Origin of the sequence: Streptococcus sp. Marseille-P6264, from assembly GCF_902460355.1 — a bacterium.
In the GTDB taxonomy this organism is placed as follows: Bacteria; Bacillota; Bacilli; order Lactobacillales; family Streptococcaceae; genus Streptococcus.
The window spans coordinates 126,774-146,378 of the sequence record NZ_CABPTO010000004.1 but is presented as its reverse complement, the minus strand read 5'-3'; the positions used below and the strand labels follow the sequence as shown (position 1 = coordinate 146,378).

The window sequence follows — 19,605 nt, the reverse complement described above, 5'->3', positions numbered from 1 at the left end:
AAATGAGGTGGGAAGATGCCGATTAAAATGATCGCTACGGATATGGACGGTACCCTTTTGGATCCGAAAGGAGAGCTGGATTTGCCACGTTTGACAGCAGTTTTAGACCAGCTGGAGGAGCGGGACATTAAGTTTGTCATTGCGACGGGCAATGAGATCCAACGAATGCGCTTATTGTTGGGCGATTTGACAGAGCGTATGACCCTGATCGTTGCTAACGGAGCTAGAATCTTTGAAAAGAATGAAATGTTGCTGGGCACTTTCTGGCAGCCTGATTTAATTGCGGACACGCTGGCTTATTTTCAGGGTCAAGAACGAGAGGTGCATCTGGTGGTCACTTCTACTAAAGGTGGTTTTGTTCAGGACGGTACGGATTTTCCGATGATTAGCAAGATTATGACAGAAGAAATGGCAGTTCATTTCTACAAACGAATGAATTTCGTGCCTAATCTGCAAGAGCATCCGTTTGAAGAAGTCCTGAAGATGAGCGTTATGGTCGATGAAGCGCAAGCAGCAGAGATTACGCAGCAGATCAATACAGCATTTGCTGGACGATTGAGTGCTGTGACCAGCGGTTATGGTGCGATTGACATTATCCAAGAAGGTCTTCACAAGGCTTGGGGACTTCGTCAGCTCATGGATTGGTGGCAAATCAAAAGCAAGGAAATCATGGCTTTTGGTGACAGCGAAAATGACTTGGAAATGCTAGAACTAGCGGATTTCTCCTATGCTATGGAAAATGGGGATGAGAAGATTAAGCGCATTGCCAGTCGTTTGGCACCAGCCAATTCAGAGGCCGGCGTTTTGCAGGTGATTGAGCAATACTTAGAAAAAGGAGTCTAAATGGCAGTTCAACTATTAGAACAGTGGCTTTTAAATGAGCAGGCAAAGATCCAGAAAAATTATCGGGATCTGAATCAGCTTGCAGTAAAAGAGCCAGCGATTATTTTTATCGGTGATTCGATTGTGGAATATTTCCCGATGCATGAGCTATTGCAAAGCCCTAAAACCTTGGTCAATCGTGGCATTCGTGGTTACAAGACTGATTTGCTTTTAGAGAACTTGGATGCCCATCTTTTTGGGCAGGCTCTGGACAAGGTCTTTCTCCTGATTGGAACCAACGACATTGGTAAGGAGATGCCTCAAGCTGAAACACTGGCCAATCTGGAAGCAGTTGTTCAGGAGATTTCCCGCGACTATCCTCTAGCTCAGATCCAGTTGCTGTCCGTCCTGCCTGTGAATGAGCAGGAGCAGTACAAGGGGACGGTTTATATCCGAACGAACGAGAAAATTCAGGCTCTCAATCGTGCCTACCAAGACCTAGCAAGCATCTATACTAATGTCCATTTTATCGACCTTTATGCTAACTTCTTGGATGCGAGCGGTCAGCTGCGGGAGGATTTTACTACGGATGGCTTGCACTTGACTATTGCTGGCTATGCGATACTGTCAAAGGCTTTGCAGCCGTATCTCTGAGAAAATATTTTTCTTGGTCAGCTTAATCAAGCGGTTAAAACTGGCATTTCAAAACGAGTGTGACTTTGTTATCACACTCGTTTCAGACTGAAGACAAAGTTCTTAGAACAGAAGTTGCTAAGGGCTTTGTCTTCAGTCTGAAAGAACAGTTTCAACTGTTCTTTTTTGTTTCTTTTTATGAATCAACTACGACTACTTTCTCTTTACCAATCTTCACGCCGATGCCGAGACTTGACTTCAAAACCACTCTTAAAAAATATCGAAAAGAAGCTTGATATTAAGAATGGTTAAGATAATTGAAATTGCATAACCTAGGATTGTGTTCCACTTGGCATTAGTAAATTCTCCCATCAGTGACTTCTTAGAGGTAAGATAAATCAAAGGGAAAATTGAAAACGGAAGAGCGATTGAAAGAAAGACCTGTGAATAGACCAATAACTGATCCAAGGTTTTTTCTTGATGCCCAAACAAGACGGCGACTATAATCACAGGGAGTAAGGCAAAAATCCGTGTACCGATACGGATAATCCACTGAGGTAATTTCAGATGCAAGAAACCTTCCATGACAATCTGTCCAGTCAATGTACCTGTAATAGTTGAATTTTGCCCACTTGCTAAGAGGGCCAGAGCAAACAAAGTTGACAGAGTTGAGCTGGCTATCGCTCCTGCTATTGTCGAATCTTGTAAAGCATTGTACATTTGAGAGAATGCCGAAATTTCAGACGCATGACCAAAAAAGAGAGATGCTCCTAAAATGAGAAGTAAGGAATTGACAATAAAGGCTAAGGACAACTGAAGATTTGAGTCCCAGGTCATAAAACGCACAGCTTTTCGAACGTCCTTCTTATCTTTGTGGTTGATTTTCCTTGTTTGGGATAGGGACGAATGAAGATAGAGATTATGGGGCATGACTGTCGCACCTACAATCCCTAGAGCCAAGGTCAGTTGACTCTCATGTCCTGGCAGGGGACTTTCAAATAAAGTTGAAGTCGGTAAATAACCACCAAATATCCCCTGAATACTTGGATTGGATAAAGCCACTAGATAAGCAAAGATACCTAATATGGTTAAGATAAGAGTCGTAACGATGGCTTCAATTTTTTTGAAGCCAAATTTCATCAATAACAACAAAAGAAATACATCTAAAACGGTTAGGAGGATAGCAACCATAATCGGTATTTTAAACAAAAGATTTAAGGCAATCGCTGAACCTAAAACCTCAGCCAAGTCTGTCGCCATTAAAGCTAATTCTAAAATCACCCACAGACTATAACGGAGCCACTTGGGAGCATGATGAGCTGTTGCCTGCGCTAAGTCCATCCTCGTCACGATACCAAGCTTTCCAGCCATTTGTTGTAACTGCATAGCAATGATGGATGAAATCAAAATAACAAATAAAAGGCTATACTTGTAGGAAGCACCACCAACCACGCTGGTAATCCAGTTTCCAGGATCCATATAGCCAACTGCTACAAGAGCGCCAGGTCCTAAAAATGCTTTTAGATTTTGCCAAAAATGATTATTATTTGGAGTTTCAATCGATTGATTGATCTCAGAGAGAGAGATTTTCTTGTAAGAAGACATCGGAATTTTACACTTTCTAATCTGTCTTTACCTATTTTTAAAATGGAAGTATTGAAAAAACAATGAAAATAGTTCCCTATTTTCCAATTCTTCTTTATTATATCACACTTTAGAGGGATAATTGAGGAAAGAACTGATAATTGAAATAAGCAAGGTCTGTATTACAAAAAGCCAGCGTAGTAAAACGCTGGCTTCAGATTGAAGACAAAATCCTCAGAACAGAAGTTTCTAAGGACTTTTTTGTAAAGTCGTATAATAATGATAAGAAAAGTTATGAGGTGCTCGCTATGTTTCACAAAGAAAAACCAGATTATAATCGCTGCCAATATGGCTTCTATACGATAGACGAATTGGTTCCCAAAGATCACTTTCTTCGACAATTGGAAGCAGAGGTTGATTTCGACTTTATCTATTCTATATTTATTAAAGATTTTTGCTTGCTTTAGTCTAACCACTGGTTAAAGGCAGTTTTATCATGATGATTGTAACCTGCCCGCTTATAAAAATTCCAGGTGCTTTCTTTCTGGGAGCCCGTCAGCAGCATCATTTTGTAGCAATTGGTTTCGGTCGCTATTTTCTTAGCAAAATCAAGGCATTCACTAGCATAGCTCTTGCCTCTAAAGTCATGATGAGTAACGACATTTTCGATCAGGGCGTAGGGGCGCAGTCCTCTCGTGAGATTGGGAATGACGGCGCAAATACAAGAAGAAACAATCTTTCCGTCAAGCACTTTGACAATAATATGGTGGTCTGGATCTTCTATCACCCGTTGCCAGACTTTTTGTAGGGTTGGGCTTTTTCTGGAATGGCCGTCTAGTGCAAGGAGAGGTACAAATGGAGTAATTCATCTAGGTCGTGTGGACCGGCTTCTCTGATCATCTTTTGCCCCACTATTTTGGAATCTTTTCGTTTATTTAGAAATATTATAGCATGTATAGCCCTTAAATTTCTAGCTTGCTCCAAATTAAAATCTTCCCCAGTTTCAAAGGTCAGCGAGAGCCACTTTCACCTTTTTCTGAAATCTATTATAATATACATTTCAAAAGTCAGAAAAATCTCATAATTGTTATGTAATAGTTCTAAAGCAATCCTGAGCATATTCTTATACAAGAGTTGGAAAAAGTGATAAATTTGTAGAGTAAGTTTATTGAAACGTTTTCATTAACCTATCTGAAAGTTTTCAATAAATAATTTAATTTTGAAGGAGAGTTATCATTATGACTCAAGGGAAAATTACTGCATCAGCAGCAATGCTCAACGTATTGAAAACATGGGGCGTAGACACAATCTACGGTATCCCATCAGGAACACTCAGCTCATTGATGGACGCTTTGGCTGAAGACAAAGATATCCGTTTCTTGCAAGTTCGCCACGAAGAAACTGGTGCTCTTGCAGCGGTGATGCAAGCTAAATTCGGCGGCTCAATCGGGGTTGCAGTTGGTTCAGGTGGTCCGGGTGCGACTCACTTGATTAACGGTGTTTACGATGCAGCTATGGACAACACTCCATTCCTTGCTATTCTTGGATCACGTCCAGTCAACGAACTCAACATGGATGCCTTCCAAGAACTTAACCAAAACCCAATGTACAACGGCATCGCTGTCTACAACAAACGTGTAGCTTACGCTGAGCAATTGCCAAAAGTTATCGACGAAGCTTGCCGTGCTGCAGTTTCTAAAAAAGGTCCAGCTGTTGTTGAAATCCCAGTAAACTTCGGTTTCCAAGAAATCGACGAAAACTCTTACTACGGTTCAGGTTCTTACGAGCGTTCATTCATCGCTCCTGCTTTGAACGAAGTTGAAATCAACAAAGCGGTTGAAATCTTGAACAATGCTGAACGTCCAGTGATCTACGCTGGTTACGGTGGTGTTAAAGCTGGTGAAGTGATTACTGAATTGTCACGTAAAATCAAAGCACCAATCATCACAACTGGTAAAAACTTTGAAGCTTTCGAATGGAACTATGAAGGGTTGACAGGTTCTGCTTACCGTGTTGGTTGGAAACCAGCTAACGAAGTGGTCTTTGAAGCAGACACAGTTCTTTTCCTTGGTTCAAACTTCCCATTTGCTGAAGTTTACGAAGCCTTCAAGAACACTGAAAAATTCATCCAAGTCGATATCGACCCATACAAACTTGGTAAACGTCATGCCCTTGATGCTTCTATCCTTGGTGATGCAGGTCAAGCAGCGAAAGCAATCCTTGACAAAGTAAACCCAGTAGAATCTACTCCATGGTGGCGTGCAAACGTTAAGAACAACCAAAACTGGCGTGATTACATGAACAAACTCGAAGGTAAAACTGAGGGTGAATTGCAATTGTATCAAGTTTACAATGCAATCAACAAACATGCTGATCAAGACGCTATCTATTCAATCGACGTAGGTGATACTACTCAAACATCTACTCGTCACCTTCACATGACACCTAAGAACATGTGGCGTACATCTCCACTCTTTGCGACAATGGGTATTGCCCTTCCTGGTGGTATCGCTGCTAAGAAAGACAATCCAGATCGCCAAGTATGGAACATCATGGGTGACGGTGCATTCAACATGTGCTACCCAGACGTTATCACAAACGTTCAATACGACCTTCCAGTTATCAACGTTGTCTTCTCAAATGGTAAATATGCCTTCATCAAGGACAAATACGAAGACACAAACAAACACTTGTTTGGTTGTGACTTCCCTAATGCTGACTATGCGAAAATCGCTGAAGCTCAAGGAGCAGTTGGATTTACAGTTGACCGTATCGAAGACATCGATGCAGTTGTTGCAGAAGCTGTTAAATTGAACAAAGAAGGTAAAACTGTTGTTATCGATGCTCGCATCACGCAACACCGTCCACTTCCAGTAGAAGTGCTTGAACTCGATCCAAAACTTCACTCAGAAGAAGCGATCAAAGCCTTCAAGGAAAAATACGAAGCAGAAGAACTCGTACCATTCCGTCTCTTCTTGGAAGAAGAAGGTTTGCAATCACGCGCAATTAAATAATTCCTCTCATCGAAAATCAAAGAATAAACTGCGTTATCTTCACCTTGCCGTACTCCAGTACTGCCTGCGGTTCGATGCCTTGTTTATTCAATGATTTTTATAGAGAGAAACTTGAAAAGATCGGAGCAATCCGGTCTTTTTCTTTGTCTTCTTTCTTATCACAAGATTGTGATAGTTTACATCTTCATAACAAAGGGATAAAAGGGCTTGATTGTTTTGCTCACTCAGTATAAAATATAAACCTAAAAATGAAAGAGGTTTTGAAAATGAATGAAAAACAAATAAAAACACTGGGTTGGATTGCAACTTTTATGTCTGTTATGATGTATGTGTCCTACATTCCACAAATCATGAACAACCTAGCGGGTCAAAAAGGGAATTTTATCCAACCGCTCGTCGCAGCAATCAACTGTAGTCTTTGGGTCTACTATGGCTTGTTCAAAAAAGAAAGAGATATTCCGCTTGCAGCAGCTAATGCACCGGGAATTATTTTTGGACTAGTGACGGCCATCACGGCTTTGATTTAAAAAGTCGCAAATAGTTAGTATTCTTGTATCCTTTTTTATATTTTGTTAAAATAGAAGCCTAACGAAGGTTTAGGAGTGAATCAAGATGTCGACGAGTTTCTTTTTATTATTTGGCTGTATGATGCTAGCGTTTGCTGCCTTTACCTATTTTATGTACAGTAAGTTGGTTTTTAGTGGTTATTTAGATGATAAAAAATGTACTGAAAAGACTGAAGGAAAAATCATAAGATACTCAAATGTTCTTTATAACGATGTTAGTCTCCCAGTTGTAGAATATACTGTTGACGGGAATCAGTACAAGGTAGTAGGACCAAGATTTCTTTCTAGCGTATCAAAAACGTTTGCTACACCGCTTAACTCTGTTGTTTCTGAAGTAAAGTTGGAAGGTTTCGATAATGGAGAAATTCCACAAGTGTTAAGGTATCAGGTACGGCGAAATAGTTTCATTTCTGTAACAAAATCACCACTTATGGAGCGCTTCCCAATCGGTGGAAAGGTCACTGTTTACTATGATCCGAACAAACCTAAACTGTCTTACGTAGAAAGACCATTAAAACCAGGTCGCTTTTTATGGCTGAGGAAAATCTCAATCTATCTTCTTATCCTAATGATGCTTGCTTCAGCCGTCTTCATCATGTTTATTCTTCCAAATCTTGTCAAATAGAAGTTGCTTGTTTTGTTCTCAAGTTCAGTTTTTAATCATGAGAGTGGGACAGAAATCGAATTCTAACGAATGACCGATTTCTGTCTCACTCTCTTTCTTTTGTATCTTTTATATTTGATTGACTTGCTGGCTCATCCTTGCTACACTAGTTTTATCAAGCTATTGGAGAATGAGAATGGCCAATCTTTTACTAATTGAAGACAACAATGATATTCATGAGATTTTAAAAAATCTCTTTACGCAGGAGCATGTCGTGTTTTCAGCTTATTCTGGAACCGAGGGGCTGCGGATTTTTGCGGAAGAAGAGATTCATCTAGTCCTGCTGGATATTATGCTGCCGGGAAAAAATGGCGATGAGGTGCTAAGGGAAATTCGCAAGACCAGTCAGGTGCCAGTGGTCATGCTGACAGCTCTGGGGGAAAAGAGTCTCGTGAGCCAGTATCTGTTGGACGGCGCCAATGACTATATTGTCAAGCCTTTTAATCTAGACGAAGTGGCAGCGCGTGTCACTGTCCAACTGCGAGGCAGTCAGCAGGCCCAGTCTAAGCCTGCTGGGGAGACCTTGATCAAAAACATTCGCCTTCTGCCAGATACCTTTGAAATTGCTTCTGGGGACCAGTCCATGCGGCTGGGGAAAAAGGAATTTCAGATCTTCCAGACCTTGCTGGCTCATCCTAAAAAGATTTTTACCAAGGAGGAGCTGTATGAGTCGGTCTGGGAGGAGACCTATCTGCCAGGCGATAATACGCTCAATGCCCATCTCAGCAATCTTCGTAAGAAATTAGCCCAGCTGGATAGTTCGACAGACTATATCGAGACCATTTGGGGTCTGGGTGTGCGGCTCAAGGAGGATTAGCCATGTGGTTGATTTTAGCCTTCGTACTCATACTCTTCTTGTCAATCATGCTGGTTCGCTATCATCTGACGATTCGTAGTCTGACCAGCCAGATCCGTGACAAACGTCGTACAGGAAGTCAGCTTCGCTTGACCTTGAGAGATCAAGCTCCGAGTCTGGTGGCTCTGACTGACGAGGTGGAGCAGCTTTTTCAGGAAATTGATAAGATGTCCTTTGTGACCCAGCAGGAAAAGAAAACCTTGGACATGGCCATCAGCAATATTGCCCACGATATCCGAACGCCGCTGACCATTGCTAGTGGCTATACCCAACAGCTACTCAAAGACGCTGATAAGGACCAGATGGATCAGCAACTGCAAAAGATTGCGGATAATCTAAGTATGGTATCCAGACGCTTGGAGGCTCTGATGGAATACCGTCGCTTGATGGAAGGAGCCATTCGACCGAAGTTGCAGCGAGTAGATCTATTTCAGCTGGTCACCCAGCAACTCTTTGCTTACTATGATGCCTTTCAGCGAGCAGGGATAGATTTAGAGGTGGATTTGTCTGAAAATCTGCTTCTGGAAACGGACAGTGATATCTTTGATCGAATCGTCCAGAACATGCTCAGCAATGTCCTCAAACATGGTCGAGAAGCAGCCAGCATCAGTCTGAAAAATGAAGGGCAAAAGGTTATTTTCCAAGTCAAAAATAAGGTTCAGAAGCCTATTTTGCATTTGGATAAACTAACCAATCGTTTTTATTCTGAAAATCTCTCCAGCAGTGAGGAATCCTCTGGACTGGGCCTTTATATCACCCAGCAGCTGGTCGAAATCTTAGGTGGTGATTTGACCATTCAAGCAGAGGACGATTGGTTTGAATTGATTGTGGCTTTATAAAAAATAATCAGCTAGTCAGAAGATTAGCTGATTATTTGGTTTTAGAGATCTTTTTTCTTGAAAATGAGGAGGCTGTTGCCTAGGAAGAAGACTGCTATGCCAATCGCTACCAAGCTAGCTTGCAAAACAACTGCAGGATCCGCAGCCAACTCTATTCCAAATCGTAAGGTTAAATAGCGGAACAACTCTATATGGGGATAGAGTAAGACTGGAAAGGCGAGCAGGGCGCTTCCGACAAAATAGGTAATAAAGACCGCGGCAATAGAATGACTGAGATAGAGGACGAAAGACACGATACCAATCCAAGCTATGGTTATCATGAGCTGGACGAGAATAGTTATGAAAAATTGGCCAAAGAAGCCTGTCGGAGCTGTCCCAATTCCATTGATAGAGCTAGCGATGATGAAGGAGATGCCTAGCAAGAGGATGAATTGGAAGATGGCGACAACAAAGGAGACCAAAGTTTTAGATAGGAAGAACTCTGTCCGTGAAATACCGTGAGCGAGGCTGTTTTTATAAAGCTTACGGGACAAGTCCACACCTAATAAGAGGCAGACGACAATGAGAGTGAAAAATATAACATTGTCAGAATTTCCAGAGAAATGGGCAAGAGCATTGATACCCGTCATTTTTACTGGTGCTTGCTGAGCGACGTTTTGTCCATCCGTCTCAATGGATGTTCCAAATCTGCTGGTAACCTTATAGAGGACGCCGAGCAGGATATTGGCTAGTAAAACGAGCTCAGTAATCCAAAAGCCCTTGGAGTGGAAGAGACGGTAAAAGTCAGCGCGAATGGTTTGAATCATGATAGACCTCCCTGGTTTTGATCAAGTAAATCTGTAAAGAAATTTTCGAGATTTTGCCGTGCATAGTAGATTTCTTGAATGACTAAGTCAGCTGTGGCTAGCTCTTTTACGATATTGTTGATGTTGTGCGAGTGGGTAAAGACATGGATTTCATTTTGTGCATTGACCACCTTGATGCGGTAGCCTAATTGGTCTTGGAGCAGCTGGCTGGCTTCCTCCAAATGATCCGTTTTCAAGACGATATAATCTTCGCTTTGCTCTTCAAATTCAGCCTTGGAAATTTCCTTGATCATATGACCTCGGTCGATGATACCAAAGCGCGTAGCGACTAGATAGAGCTCGGATAGGATATGACTGGAAATAACAAAGGTCATGCCCAGCTCTTCATTAAGCTTTTGGACAAGCTGGCGAAATTCCTTGATGCCGACAGGATCTAGTCCGTTGATAGGCTCATCTAAAATCATCAGATCTGGCTTGGATAGGAGGGCGATAGCGATGCCTAAACGTTGCTTCATGCCGAGGGAGAAGTCGCGAAATTTCTTCTTGCCTGTGTCCGTCAGGTCTACATAGTTGAGCGTTTCTTGGATGGCCTTATCGGCATTAGGAATCTGGCGCAGTTTGCAGTAGTAGCTGAGATTTTCGTAGGCGGTCAAGTGGTTGTGGGCAACGGGCGTTTCAATGACCGAGCCGACCCGCTTGAGGGCTTGTGTCCATTCGGCCTGATTGCTGGAACCAAAGAGAGACACGGTTCCGTTGCTGGCATGCATCAGCTGGGTCATGATTTTGATCAGGGTGGTTTTACCAGCCCCGTTTTTACCGATGAGACCGTAGATATCTCCTTTTTTGATGGTTAGGTTGACATCGCTCAGAGCTTGCTGCTGGCCGAACTTTTTACTGACCCCTTGTAAAACTAAAATATTTTCCATGGTTTTACTTCTCCTTTTTGATTTATTCTTGGAAATCCTTTCCTCACTATCCAGTATATCGGACACTTATTAAGTATTCATCAAGCATTTCTAAAATATTTCTAAAATCTTGAAATAGAAATTATAATTCTTGTTTAAGCGGATTGAGGCCTATAGAAAAGAGAGTGGGACAGAAATCGGTAATTCGTTAGAATTCGATTTCGTCGTCCCACCTCCGCACAGTCGAGTAGGGCTGTAAAAGCTGATGAAATCAGCGTAATGAGCCCACTCAAGCACTGCGTCTTGCTCGACAATCCAAAGACAATTGAGAGGCTAGGACTTTTGTCCCAGCCTCAATTATCTATTTCCAATTCATAAAGGCCGCGTAGTGCGTTGCAGGCGTAGATTTTTTCTGCTGATTGTAAGTCGTCTAGGCTGAGGATTTTTTCTGTGGCCTGACCTGTTGCCAAGAGATGCTGGCGGTAGATACCGTCCAAAAGGCCTAGCTTGACTGGTGGCGTGTAGAGGTGGCCGTCCAATTGGAGGACTAGGTTACCGATGGAGCTTTCTAGCAGCTGCCCTTGGGCATTGTAGTAAATCTGCTCCTGCTGGCCTAGGTCTAAATGTGGTCGATAGCTGGTTTTGAAATAGGTGAAAGGCTGCTGTAAGTTGGCATTTTGTGGAACGAGAATGGCCTTGCAGAAAGCTTTTGGGAGTGCTTGTAGCTTTTCTAGCTGGCAGGTTACTTTTCCAGATTTGGCGATGGAGATCCGCAGGCGGTAGTCTGTACTTGGATCCAGTTCTGCTAGGGTTTGGTTCAACTCTGCCTTCAGTTTTTCCTCATCAAATGGATAAGCAAAGTAACGAGCGGCTTCCCGTAGACGCTTCAGATGTTGGTCTTGGAAGATCAGGCTGCCTTTCTCAATCTTCCCTGTCGTAATTAGGTCAAATTGAGGATTTTTCCGATAAAGAACAGCCGATTTTTGCTGGGTTTCGATGTACTCGGATTCCCATGTGCTATCCCAGGTGATGCCTCCGCCGACACCGTAAATCGCCTTGCCAGCCGCAAGCTGAATGGTGCGAATGGCCACATTGAAAATCCGTCTCTGGTCTGGCAGGCAGATGCCAACAGTGCCGCAGTAGACACCGCGAGCTGCTTTTTCTGTCGCCTTGATGATAGCCATGGTCGAAATCTTTGGAGCGCCTGTGATAGAGCCGCACGGAAAGAGCGCATCAAAAATTTCTCCTAGGCCAATCTCAGGTCGTAGCTGGCTCTTGATAGTGGAGGTCATTTGCCAGACAGTGGAATATTGCTCGACCTGACACAGCTGCTCGACTCGCTCGCTGCCAATCTCTGAAATGCGGTTCATGTCGTTGCGAAGCAAGTCAACGATCATCATATTTTCCGCTCGATTTTTAGGATCCTGACGCAGCCAATCTGCCTGCTCCAAGTCCGCAGCGACTGTTAGACCGCGATTGGTAGTGCCCTTCATCGGCCGTGTTGTCAGCTCACCTCGGCGCTCCTCGAAAAAGAGCTCAGGACTGATGGACAAGACTGCCTGATTATCGTGCTCTACGTAGGCATTGTAGGCGGCGTTTTGCTCGACGACCAGACGGTTGTAAATAGCCCAGCTGTCCTGTGGATTAAGCTCTGCGCCTAGCTGCACCGTGTAGTTGACCTGATAGGTATCGCCCTGACGGATATGGTGGTGAATGGTTCCGATGGCCTTTTCATACTCTTGCTCAGTCGTTAGGCTCTGCCATTGCGCGGGCATCTCTACCTCGTCGTAAGCCAAAGGGAATGGTGCTTCATCGGCCCTATCATGAATGGTAAAGTAAATCAGGTACTCGCCCAGAAGAGGGGCTTTGTGGACCTGTAGTTTTTCCTCAAAAGCGGGAGCAGCTTCGTAGCTGACATAGCCAATTGCATAAAATCCCTTCTTCTGCCAGTCCTCAACCTCTTGCAGAATCGCCCTGACTTCAGCCAACTCGCGTGTTTTGAGCTCTTTGATGGGCTGGCTGAAAATCAAGCGCCGACCCAGTTCTTTAAAATCAATAACTGTTTTCTTGTGCATGAATTTATTGTATCATAAGATAATTTGAATGAAAACGGATTTATCAGATGAGACACTGTTTATTTTATAATAGTTGACAGATTAGTAAATGTGTCGGTATACTAATTTAAAAAAGAAAGAGTGAGGTGCTTATGAAATCAAACAAATTGCTATGGATAAATGGAATTGTTGGCATCTTAGGAGGCCTTCTGATCCTTTACGCTTCTTTAAATAGATGGCACTGGGAAATTATTTATTTAGTTCCTAAACTAATCGAAAACCCTGGCTGGGGCGATATGGTTATATTGACCAGCTGGCTGCTTTTGGGACTTTCTATCGTCGGAATGTATCACTATAGCAACGACCCAAGAGTCAATAAGACGAGTCATGAGCTTCTATTCTGCGCCTCTGTCATGGGATTTATTCCTTTTCTAGCTATATTTGCAGGTCTTCTATCTATAGGAGCTGGGGTTCTCTATCTTCAAGATTTTTAAAAATTTAAGAGTGATGGCAAAGTTGACTGACCCATGTTTACTCCTGCTCGAAAGGCCTTGAAATTTATGATAAAATAAGGAAATGACAAAATTGTAAAGGAAGTCTTATGAAAAAAATCAATGAATCTTATAAACTCATCGTCTTTGCGGCGCTTGCTCTGGCTCTGGTTCTCTATATCGGGAACATCTGGTCCGGTCTGCAGAGTCTGACTTCGGTTTTTTCACCCATTATACTGGGTGGAGTCCTGGCCTTTATCTTCAATGTTCCGATGAAAAAACTGGAAGATTTCTTGGACAAATGCCGAGTCCCTCAAAAGTTGCAGCGCAGTCTGGCCCTGATTTTGGAGGTGCTGATTTTAGCTCTCATTATGACGGGGATTGTCTCCATCGTCGTGCCGACTTTGACCACAGCGGTCAATCAGCTGAGCGCGACCATCGGCAAGGTAGCACCTCAGCTATCCAAGTGGCTGCAGCAGTCTGGCTTGCTTTCCTCTAGCCAGCTGCAAGATTTGACCAAGCAACTGCAAAACAGCGGCATTGTCAACAGGGCCATCTCTCTTCTGGGCAGTCTGACAGGCAATATCTCTGCCATCTTTGGCAATTTCTTCTCTGTCATCATGTCAATCTTTCTCATGTTTGCTTTTTTGAGCAGCAAGGAGCATTTGCAGACGATTACGAGCCGTCTTTTGCAGGTTTTACTTCCTGAGAAGGCTGTGAAGCGCATATCATACGTAGGATCTGTCATTGTTGAGACCTATGATAAGTTCCTGATGGGGCAAATGATTGAGGCTGTCATTGTTGGTGTTTTGGTCTTTATCGCCTACTCTCTGACAGGCCTGCCTTATGCGGCCTTGACAGGAGTTCTGGCTGGAGTGCTCTCTTTTATTCCCTACATCGGGCCTTTCTCAGCTTGTGCTCTAGGAGCTATCTTTATCTTTACCGATAGCCCTTGGAAAGCCCTCCTTTCTATAGCAGTCTTTCAGCTGGTGCAGCTGATTGAGGGCAATATCATCTATCCGCGCGTGGTCGGCCAGTCCGTCGGTCTCCCAACTCTCTTTACCCTTGCTGCAGCCCTGATTGGGGGTAACCTCTTTGGTTTGGTCGGCATGATTTTCTTCACGCCTATCTTTGCGGTTATCTATCGTTTGGTTAGAGAGTTTGTTGTGGAGAAGGAGGAAGTCAGAGGGGACATAGGTAGGTGAAGAAATGAAGTTTAGTGACTTCATTTTGATGGCTGTTTTTGTTCCTGATCCTGCCAAAAGATCCTCTCAAAGGAAGTGTCATAGACACAGTTTGTTCCAAAGTCCATCAACTATTAAATTATTGTAAGCGGAAAGAAATTATCTTTGCTAATGTTTCGGCAGCTTACTTTTCTTTATCTGTAGACTTCTATTTAGGTATATTTAAAAAGTATATGAATGCCCCCCAAAAAGTTAGATTTTTGTGTCTAACATTTGGGGGGCTTTTTTTAATGAATTTAACTTATTAGGACAAAGACTAAATCTATAATCTCAGAAAACAAGAAAATAGTTACAAGCAAGTTTCAAATAAATATGGGGCAACTATTATAATTTTAGATACTTGATTAAGTTGAACAATCGTTTTGGATCATAAAGTGTTGAGAGTGGGGAAATAAATGGTAAACATGTTATAATAAGGGCAGTAGAACATCGTTAAAGGAGAGAATGATGCAGGTGAAACCAGAACTGGAGATAGAGAAACAACTGATCACCCAACTGGTAACTGGTGAAAGCCAATGGACTTATAGAGAAGATTTAAAAACAGAAGAACAACTATGGGACAATTTCTTTGAGAAACTAGCCCAAAACAACGTTGCTCTGCTAGCAGACAATCCCTTGACAGAACAGGAAAAACGCCAGATAAAAAACCAACTCAACTTTATCAGCTACTATGATGCTGCCAAGTGGTTGGTCGGTGAAAACGGCATTGCCAAGGTTGAGGTTCAAAGAGAGGATGCTAGCCTAGGAACCATCCGATTATTCGTCATTTGGCGTGATAATATCGCGGCTGGTAAGTCTAGCTATGAAGTTGTCAATCAAGTCGAGAGAGACAAATCCAATCCTCTGGACCAAGACCGTAGGCTAGATGTGACACTCTTGATTAATGGTCTCCCCATGATTCAGATTGAGCTTAAAAGTCCCCGAGTAGCTTTTTTAGATGCCTTTCATCAGATTAAAAAATATGACCGTGAAGGCAAGTTCCGTGGCATCTACTCTAACTTGCAGATGTTTGTTGTGACAAATAAGGTTGACACTCGCTATATCGCAGCAGCCCGTGAAAATAAACTCAATAAGCAATTTCTAACCAAATGGGTGGATAAGGATAACCAACCTATAACGAGCTTGACGAGTTTTGCCCATGAAGTCCTTTCTATCCCTCGTGCTCATCAGATGGTTATGCAGTATTCTGTTCTTGATGATAACAAGAAAGCTCTCATTCTTTTACGCCCCTATCAGATCCACGCCATCGAAGCAGTGCAAGAAGCTTCTCGCCAGCAAGCATCAGGCTATGTCTGGCACACGACAGGTTCGGGAAAGACCTTGACTTCTTATAAGGTGGCGAGAAATCTCCTTCAAATCCCATCTATCCAAAAGACAATTTTTGTCGTTGACCGCAGAGACCTTGACCAACAGACCACTTCATCTTTTCTCTCTTATGCGACCAATGATGTTATTGATATCGATGAGACGGATAATACACATGATCTGGTCAAGCGACTAGGTAGTAATGATAAGCGGGTCGTGGTGACCACCATCCAGAAAATCACTACCATGATGCGCAAGTTTGACCAAGGTCTTTACCAACGAGATGCGGACAAAATCAAGGGACTCCGAGTGGCCTTTGTCGTGGATGAATGCCACCGTGCCGTAACACCACAAACACAAAAAGACATTAAAGCCTTTTTCCCGCAGTCTCTCTGGTATGGATTTACAGGCACCCCCATATTTAAGGAAAATAAACGCCAGCAAGTCGGTGACCTAGCCTAAACCACCCAGCAACAGTATGGAGACCGTCTCCATGAGTATACGGTCAAGGAAGCCATCCACGATGGAGCTGTTTTAGGCTTTAAGGTGGATTATCGCAATACCCTCATTACAGATCAGGCTGAAAATGAAATACCGGATACCGTCTACGAGAATGAGGAGCACATGCTGGAAGTCTTGGATGCCATTATCAATAAATCGCGCCAACAACTAGGCTTCCAAAAAGGAGTGGGTAAGACCTACAATGCTATCTTGACTGTCAAGTCAATCCCTCAAGCCCAAGCCTACTATGACCTACTCAAACGAGTCAAGGCCGGGGAGACGAGAGTCAAGGTGTCGGAAAGGGTCAAGCAGGTCCTTCCTGATTTTCCAAAGGCGACCATCACCTACTCCGTTACGGAGAATGAAGAAGAGTCAAGAGCCAACCAAGAGCACATGAAGCAGGTCTTACTAGACTATAACCAAGAGTTTGATACCCACTTTACCATGGCGGATCTTCGTGGCTTTAATACGGATGTCAATAACCGTCTAGCTCGAAAACAGGACAAATACCTCTATCGCAATGAGCAGTTGGACTTGGTTATCGTGGTCAATCGTCTCTTAACGGGATTTGATGCTCCTTGCCTATCAACTCTCTTTATCGACCGCAAGCCTATGCAACCGCAGGACTTGATCCAAGCCTTTAGCCGAACCAATAGGATATTTGACTCCAGTAAGACTTATGGGCATATCATCACCTTCCAAAAACCTCTAGTCTTTAAGGAAGCAGTGGACAATGCCCTCAAGCTCTACTCAAATGGTGGAGAAAACGAGGTCCTAGCCCCAAGCTGGGAAGAGGAAAAGAGAAACTTTTTGAGAAGCTGCAGTGATTTTCAAAATCTCATCACCGATGATCCTGAGGAAGGACTCCAAATCGAGCAAATCTCTACACCTGAGTTAAGAAAGCTCGCCAAGGCCTATCAAGTCTTTGATAAATATCTAGCCTCTATCCGAGTTTATAAAGAGTATGATGAGGAAGAAATCTATGCCCAGACAGGACTAAGCGCAGAAGAATTGGAAACCTATCTTGGCTTCTATCAAAACATCCTAGCTGAATTAAAAAGCCGAAGAGATGATGGTGATGAGGATGGGGAGCCCCTTGATATTCACTATGAACTAGAGTCTATCCAAGTGGATGAAATCAACTATGCCTATATCCTAACCTTAATCCAAAGCCTGATTGAGCAAGGTCAGAGTCAAGAAGAGAACCTAAGCGCTCATGATAGAGAGGCAGTGGATAACTATATTCAGAGCCTTGAGAAGACCAATCCAAATCTTGCCCAGATCATCACTGAACTTTGGAGAGAAGTCCAAGCAAATCCAGAAAGCTATCGTGGCCAGTCTATCGCAAATATCTTGGATCAGATGATCGAGGCTGTTATCCAGCAACACATCCAAGTCTTTAGCAAACGTTGGTATGTCGGAGAGGATGAACTCCGTTACTATGTCGAACACTACCGCAAGGGAGCCAGAAAACAACTAGGAGAGAGTCAGCTGACCAAGAGCCAGCGCTATCAGGACTATAAGATAGAAGTGGCAGATGCCCTCAACCCACTCCTCTATAAAAAACAAATCAAAGAAGCCTATACCCAACTGATAGAAGAGGTGATTGAACCATTGAGGGTTGGGAGATAAAAGTGAAAGAAGGAAACAGTTTTGAAGGATTATACAGAAAAAAGCGTTTTAGATATGACATGTATTGAGGCGAGAGAATACTTTTTAAAATCTAGTTCTTATTTTAGTGGAAATTTACCTTCATATTTTGACTTCACTAGTGTATTAAAAAGAGTCTCTAAGGAATTGGAGAACAAAAATTTAAGTGATGTTTGGGAAAAGACACCAGGAAATTATTATAATGTAAACCGAAAGATTATTATGAATAAAGATGGTCAGTATGCATGGAGGCAACTCCAAGTTATACATCCGTTTATCTACGTAGATCTTGTGAACATTATTACAAAAAGAGAAAACTGGAAAGTACTAAAGGACAGGTTTTCTGAATTTAACAATACTTCCGATACATCAAAAATTAGATGCATTTCAATACCTAAAGAGTCAAAATCAAAACTTACTGATACCGGGAATACGATTTTAGGATGGTGGAAAAACTCAGAACAAGCAATGATAAAATATTCATTAGATTTTGAGTATTGTTTACAAACTGATGTTACTGATTGCTATCCATCGATATATACACATTCTATCTCATGGGCTATCCATGGGAAGGATGTGGCTAAGTATAACCGAAAAGTTAACATTCTTGGCAATAAGATTGATAAAAGAATTCAGTTTATGCAAAATATGCAGACAAACGGTCTTCCTCAAGGCAGTACATTGATGGATTTTATTGCTGAAATAATTTTTGGGTATTCTGACAAGTTGTTAATAGAAGAATTGAAAAAAAATAGAATTGATGATTACCAAATTGTTAGATATAGAGATGACTATAAAATATTTGCAAATAGTAAAGAGGATGTTGAAAAGATACTAAAAATTCTCTCAATGATTTTGTATGATTTGAATTTAAAGTTAAACTCGTCAAAAACTATTTTATATAATGATATTATACTGGATGGAATTAAACCTGATAAACTTTATTGGACTACAAAATACGAAAGCTTTGTGGGCTATTTTCCGGCAAAAGAGATACTTCTAAATATAAATAATGATGAGCTTCCTGAGGACGAAGATGATATATTTGATGATTTGTTGAATAAAAAGAAAGACCGACGTGCTTATTTTAAAATATCAATTCAAAAGCATTTGCTAGAAATAAAAATCTTAGGAGAAAAATATCCGAATTGTGGACAACTTAAGAAAGCTTTAACAGATTTATATAAGTATAGGATCATGAAAATTAATAAGATACCAGATGATATTGATCAGATTATCAGTATCCTAGTTTCAATCATGATAAAAAATCCAACGACAATTCAACATTGTACTGTAATTCTTGGAAGGATATTTGAATTTTATAATGAAAAACCTTCAAGGATATTAGATTTTATCAAGAAAATCTTAAAAAAATATTCAAAGATACCAAATACTGATTTAGTTGAGATATGGTTACAAAGATTTACAGACTTACTTGATATAGAAGAACAATTCTCATATCAGTCTGAAATATGTAAGTTTGTAAACAGTTCTATAAATATTCTATTTTGGAATTCGGAATGGTTAAAAAAAGATTATCGTATTGCAGATGATTGGCATATTGATAGAATAATAAAAGAAAATCTTGACTTTATTACGCCTGAAGAAGAAATTAATGCATTTTCTGAGATTGATTATGATAATGATGTGAAATATTAATTAGATATGGAG

Annotated in this window: 15 protein-coding genes and 1 pseudogene; 11 read left to right on the top strand and 5 right to left on the bottom strand. The window is 41.8% G+C overall.

Annotated elements, in window-relative coordinates:
• The first annotated feature begins 15 nt into the window (after positions 1-15).
• Together FZ941_RS06775 and FZ941_RS06770 are read left to right on the top strand one after the other, a co-directional pair.
• A complete protein-coding gene (locus FZ941_RS06775; protein ID WP_148887308.1) occupies positions 16-843 on the top strand; it encodes a Cof-type HAD-IIB family hydrolase in 828 nt (275 codons plus the stop codon).
• A complete protein-coding gene (locus FZ941_RS06770) occupies positions 844-1,476 on the top strand; it encodes an SGNH/GDSL hydrolase family protein (protein WP_148887307.1) in 633 nt (210 codons plus the stop codon).
• 249 nt (positions 1,477-1,725) lie between these two features.
• Here the strand turns inward: FZ941_RS06770 and FZ941_RS06765 are convergent, their stop codons facing one another.
• Positions 1,726-3,060, bottom strand: a complete 1,335-nt coding sequence (locus tag FZ941_RS06765; RefSeq protein WP_148887306.1) for an Nramp family divalent metal transporter — start codon at positions 3,058-3,060, stop codon at positions 1,726-1,728.
• 442 nt (positions 3,061-3,502) lie between these two features.
• On the bottom strand, positions 3,503-3,826 hold the full coding sequence (locus tag FZ941_RS06760; protein WP_398587559.1) for a GNAT family N-acetyltransferase: 324 nt from the start codon (positions 3,824-3,826) through the stop codon (positions 3,503-3,505).
• 451 nt (positions 3,827-4,277) lie between these two features.
• Here FZ941_RS06760 and spxB point away from each other — a divergent pair, with 451 nt between their 5' ends.
• The 5 genes from spxB to FZ941_RS06735 all read left to right on the top strand — a co-directional run bounded on the left by spxB (position 4,278) and on the right by FZ941_RS06735 (position 8,978).
• Positions 4,278-6,053: a pyruvate oxidase gene (gene spxB, locus FZ941_RS06755; protein WP_125406299.1), complete on the top strand. Its 1,776-nt coding sequence runs from the start codon at positions 4,278-4,280 to the stop codon at positions 6,051-6,053.
• 266 nt (positions 6,054-6,319) lie between these two features.
• Complete coding sequence (locus FZ941_RS06750; RefSeq protein ID WP_187418394.1) at positions 6,320-6,580, top strand: SemiSWEET family transporter; 261 nt, start codon at positions 6,320-6,322, stop codon at positions 6,578-6,580.
• A gap of 85 nt (positions 6,581-6,665) precedes the next feature.
• Positions 6,666-7,244, top strand: a complete 579-nt coding sequence (locus FZ941_RS06745) for a DUF3592 domain-containing protein (RefSeq protein ID WP_148887304.1) — start codon at positions 6,666-6,668, stop codon at positions 7,242-7,244.
• A 175-nt stretch (positions 7,245-7,419) separates the two neighbouring features.
• The gene (locus FZ941_RS06740) at positions 7,420-8,100 is read left to right on the top strand and encodes a response regulator transcription factor (protein WP_148887303.1); all 681 of its coding nucleotides are present in this window, start codon (positions 7,420-7,422) and stop codon (positions 8,098-8,100) included.
• 2 nt (positions 8,101-8,102) lie between these two features.
• Positions 8,103-8,978: a sensor histidine kinase KdpD gene (locus FZ941_RS06735; RefSeq protein WP_148887302.1), complete on the top strand. Its 876-nt coding sequence runs from the start codon at positions 8,103-8,105 to the stop codon at positions 8,976-8,978.
• Between the two features lie 41 nt (positions 8,979-9,019).
• Here FZ941_RS06735 and FZ941_RS06730 read toward each other — a convergent pair whose 3' ends face one another.
• The 3 genes from FZ941_RS06730 to pabB all read right to left on the bottom strand — a co-directional run bounded on the left by FZ941_RS06730 (position 9,020) and on the right by pabB (position 12,764).
• Complete coding sequence (locus FZ941_RS06730; RefSeq protein WP_125383567.1) at positions 9,020-9,784, bottom strand: lantibiotic ABC transporter permease; 765 nt, start codon at positions 9,782-9,784, stop codon at positions 9,020-9,022.
• Entirely contained in the window at positions 9,781-10,710 is a 930-nt protein-coding gene (locus FZ941_RS06725) for an ABC transporter ATP-binding protein (protein ID WP_015604339.1), read from the bottom strand. The genes FZ941_RS06730 and FZ941_RS06725 overlap by 4 nt, the downstream gene beginning before the upstream one ends.
• 332 nt (positions 10,711-11,042) lie before the next feature.
• The gene (gene pabB, locus FZ941_RS06720; RefSeq protein WP_148887301.1) at positions 11,043-12,764 is read right to left on the bottom strand and encodes an aminodeoxychorismate synthase component I; all 1,722 of its coding nucleotides are present in this window, start codon (positions 12,762-12,764) and stop codon (positions 11,043-11,045) included.
• 131 nt (positions 12,765-12,895) lie between these two features.
• On the opposite strand from pabB, the gene FZ941_RS06715 reads away from it, so the two are divergent.
• The 4 genes and pseudogenes from FZ941_RS06715 to FZ941_RS06700 all read left to right on the top strand — a co-directional run bounded on the left by FZ941_RS06715 (position 12,896) and on the right by FZ941_RS06700 (position 19,593).
• Positions 12,896-13,237: a hypothetical protein gene (locus FZ941_RS06715; RefSeq protein WP_041826859.1), complete on the top strand. Its 342-nt coding sequence runs from the start codon at positions 12,896-12,898 to the stop codon at positions 13,235-13,237.
• A gap of 107 nt (positions 13,238-13,344) precedes the next feature.
• Complete coding sequence (locus tag FZ941_RS06710; protein WP_148887300.1) at positions 13,345-14,439, top strand: AI-2E family transporter; 1,095 nt, start codon at positions 13,345-13,347, stop codon at positions 14,437-14,439.
• 483 nt (positions 14,440-14,922) lie between these two features.
• Positions 14,923-17,916: pseudogene (locus tag FZ941_RS06705) on the top strand (type I restriction endonuclease subunit R).
• 54 nt (positions 17,917-17,970) lie between these two features.
• Positions 17,971-19,593 (top strand): RNA-directed DNA polymerase, encoded by a 1,623-nt coding sequence (locus FZ941_RS06700; protein WP_148887359.1) that lies wholly within the window; start codon positions 17,971-17,973, stop codon positions 19,591-19,593.
• The last annotated feature ends 12 nt before the right edge of the window (positions 19,594-19,605 follow it).

What these genes read in the sequence shown, in the direction of transcription:
- FZ941_RS06775 (WP_148887308.1), top strand. Translation starts at nt 16, where the DNA reads ATGCCGATTAAAATGATCGCTACGGATATGGACGGTACCCTTTTGGAT.
- FZ941_RS06770 (WP_148887307.1), top strand. Translation starts at nt 844, where the DNA reads ATGGCAGTTCAACTATTAGAACAGTGGCTTTTAAATGAGCAGGCAAAG.
- FZ941_RS06765 (WP_148887306.1), bottom strand. Translation starts at nt 3,060, where the DNA reads ATGTCTTCTTACAAGAAAATCTCTCTCTCTGAGATCAATCAATCGATT.
- spxB (WP_125406299.1), top strand. Translation starts at nt 4,278, where the DNA reads ATGACTCAAGGGAAAATTACTGCATCAGCAGCAATGCTCAACGTATTG.
- FZ941_RS06750 (WP_187418394.1), top strand. Translation starts at nt 6,320, where the DNA reads ATGAATGAAAAACAAATAAAAACACTGGGTTGGATTGCAACTTTTATG.
- FZ941_RS06745 (WP_148887304.1), top strand. Translation starts at nt 6,666, where the DNA reads ATGTCGACGAGTTTCTTTTTATTATTTGGCTGTATGATGCTAGCGTTT.
- FZ941_RS06740 (WP_148887303.1), top strand. Translation starts at nt 7,420, where the DNA reads ATGGCCAATCTTTTACTAATTGAAGACAACAATGATATTCATGAGATT.
- FZ941_RS06735 (WP_148887302.1), top strand. Translation starts at nt 8,103, where the DNA reads ATGTGGTTGATTTTAGCCTTCGTACTCATACTCTTCTTGTCAATCATG.
- FZ941_RS06730 (WP_125383567.1), bottom strand. Translation starts at nt 9,784, where the DNA reads ATGATTCAAACCATTCGCGCTGACTTTTACCGTCTCTTCCACTCCAAG.
- FZ941_RS06725 (WP_015604339.1), bottom strand. Translation starts at nt 10,710, where the DNA reads ATGGAAAATATTTTAGTTTTACAAGGGGTCAGTAAAAAGTTCGGCCAG.
- pabB (WP_148887301.1), bottom strand. Translation starts at nt 12,764, where the DNA reads ATGCACAAGAAAACAGTTATTGATTTTAAAGAACTGGGTCGGCGCTTG.
- FZ941_RS06715 (WP_041826859.1), top strand. Translation starts at nt 12,896, where the DNA reads ATGAAATCAAACAAATTGCTATGGATAAATGGAATTGTTGGCATCTTA.
- FZ941_RS06710 (WP_148887300.1), top strand. Translation starts at nt 13,345, where the DNA reads ATGAAAAAAATCAATGAATCTTATAAACTCATCGTCTTTGCGGCGCTT.
- FZ941_RS06700 (WP_148887359.1), top strand. Translation starts at nt 17,971, where the DNA reads ATGACATGTATTGAGGCGAGAGAATACTTTTTAAAATCTAGTTCTTAT.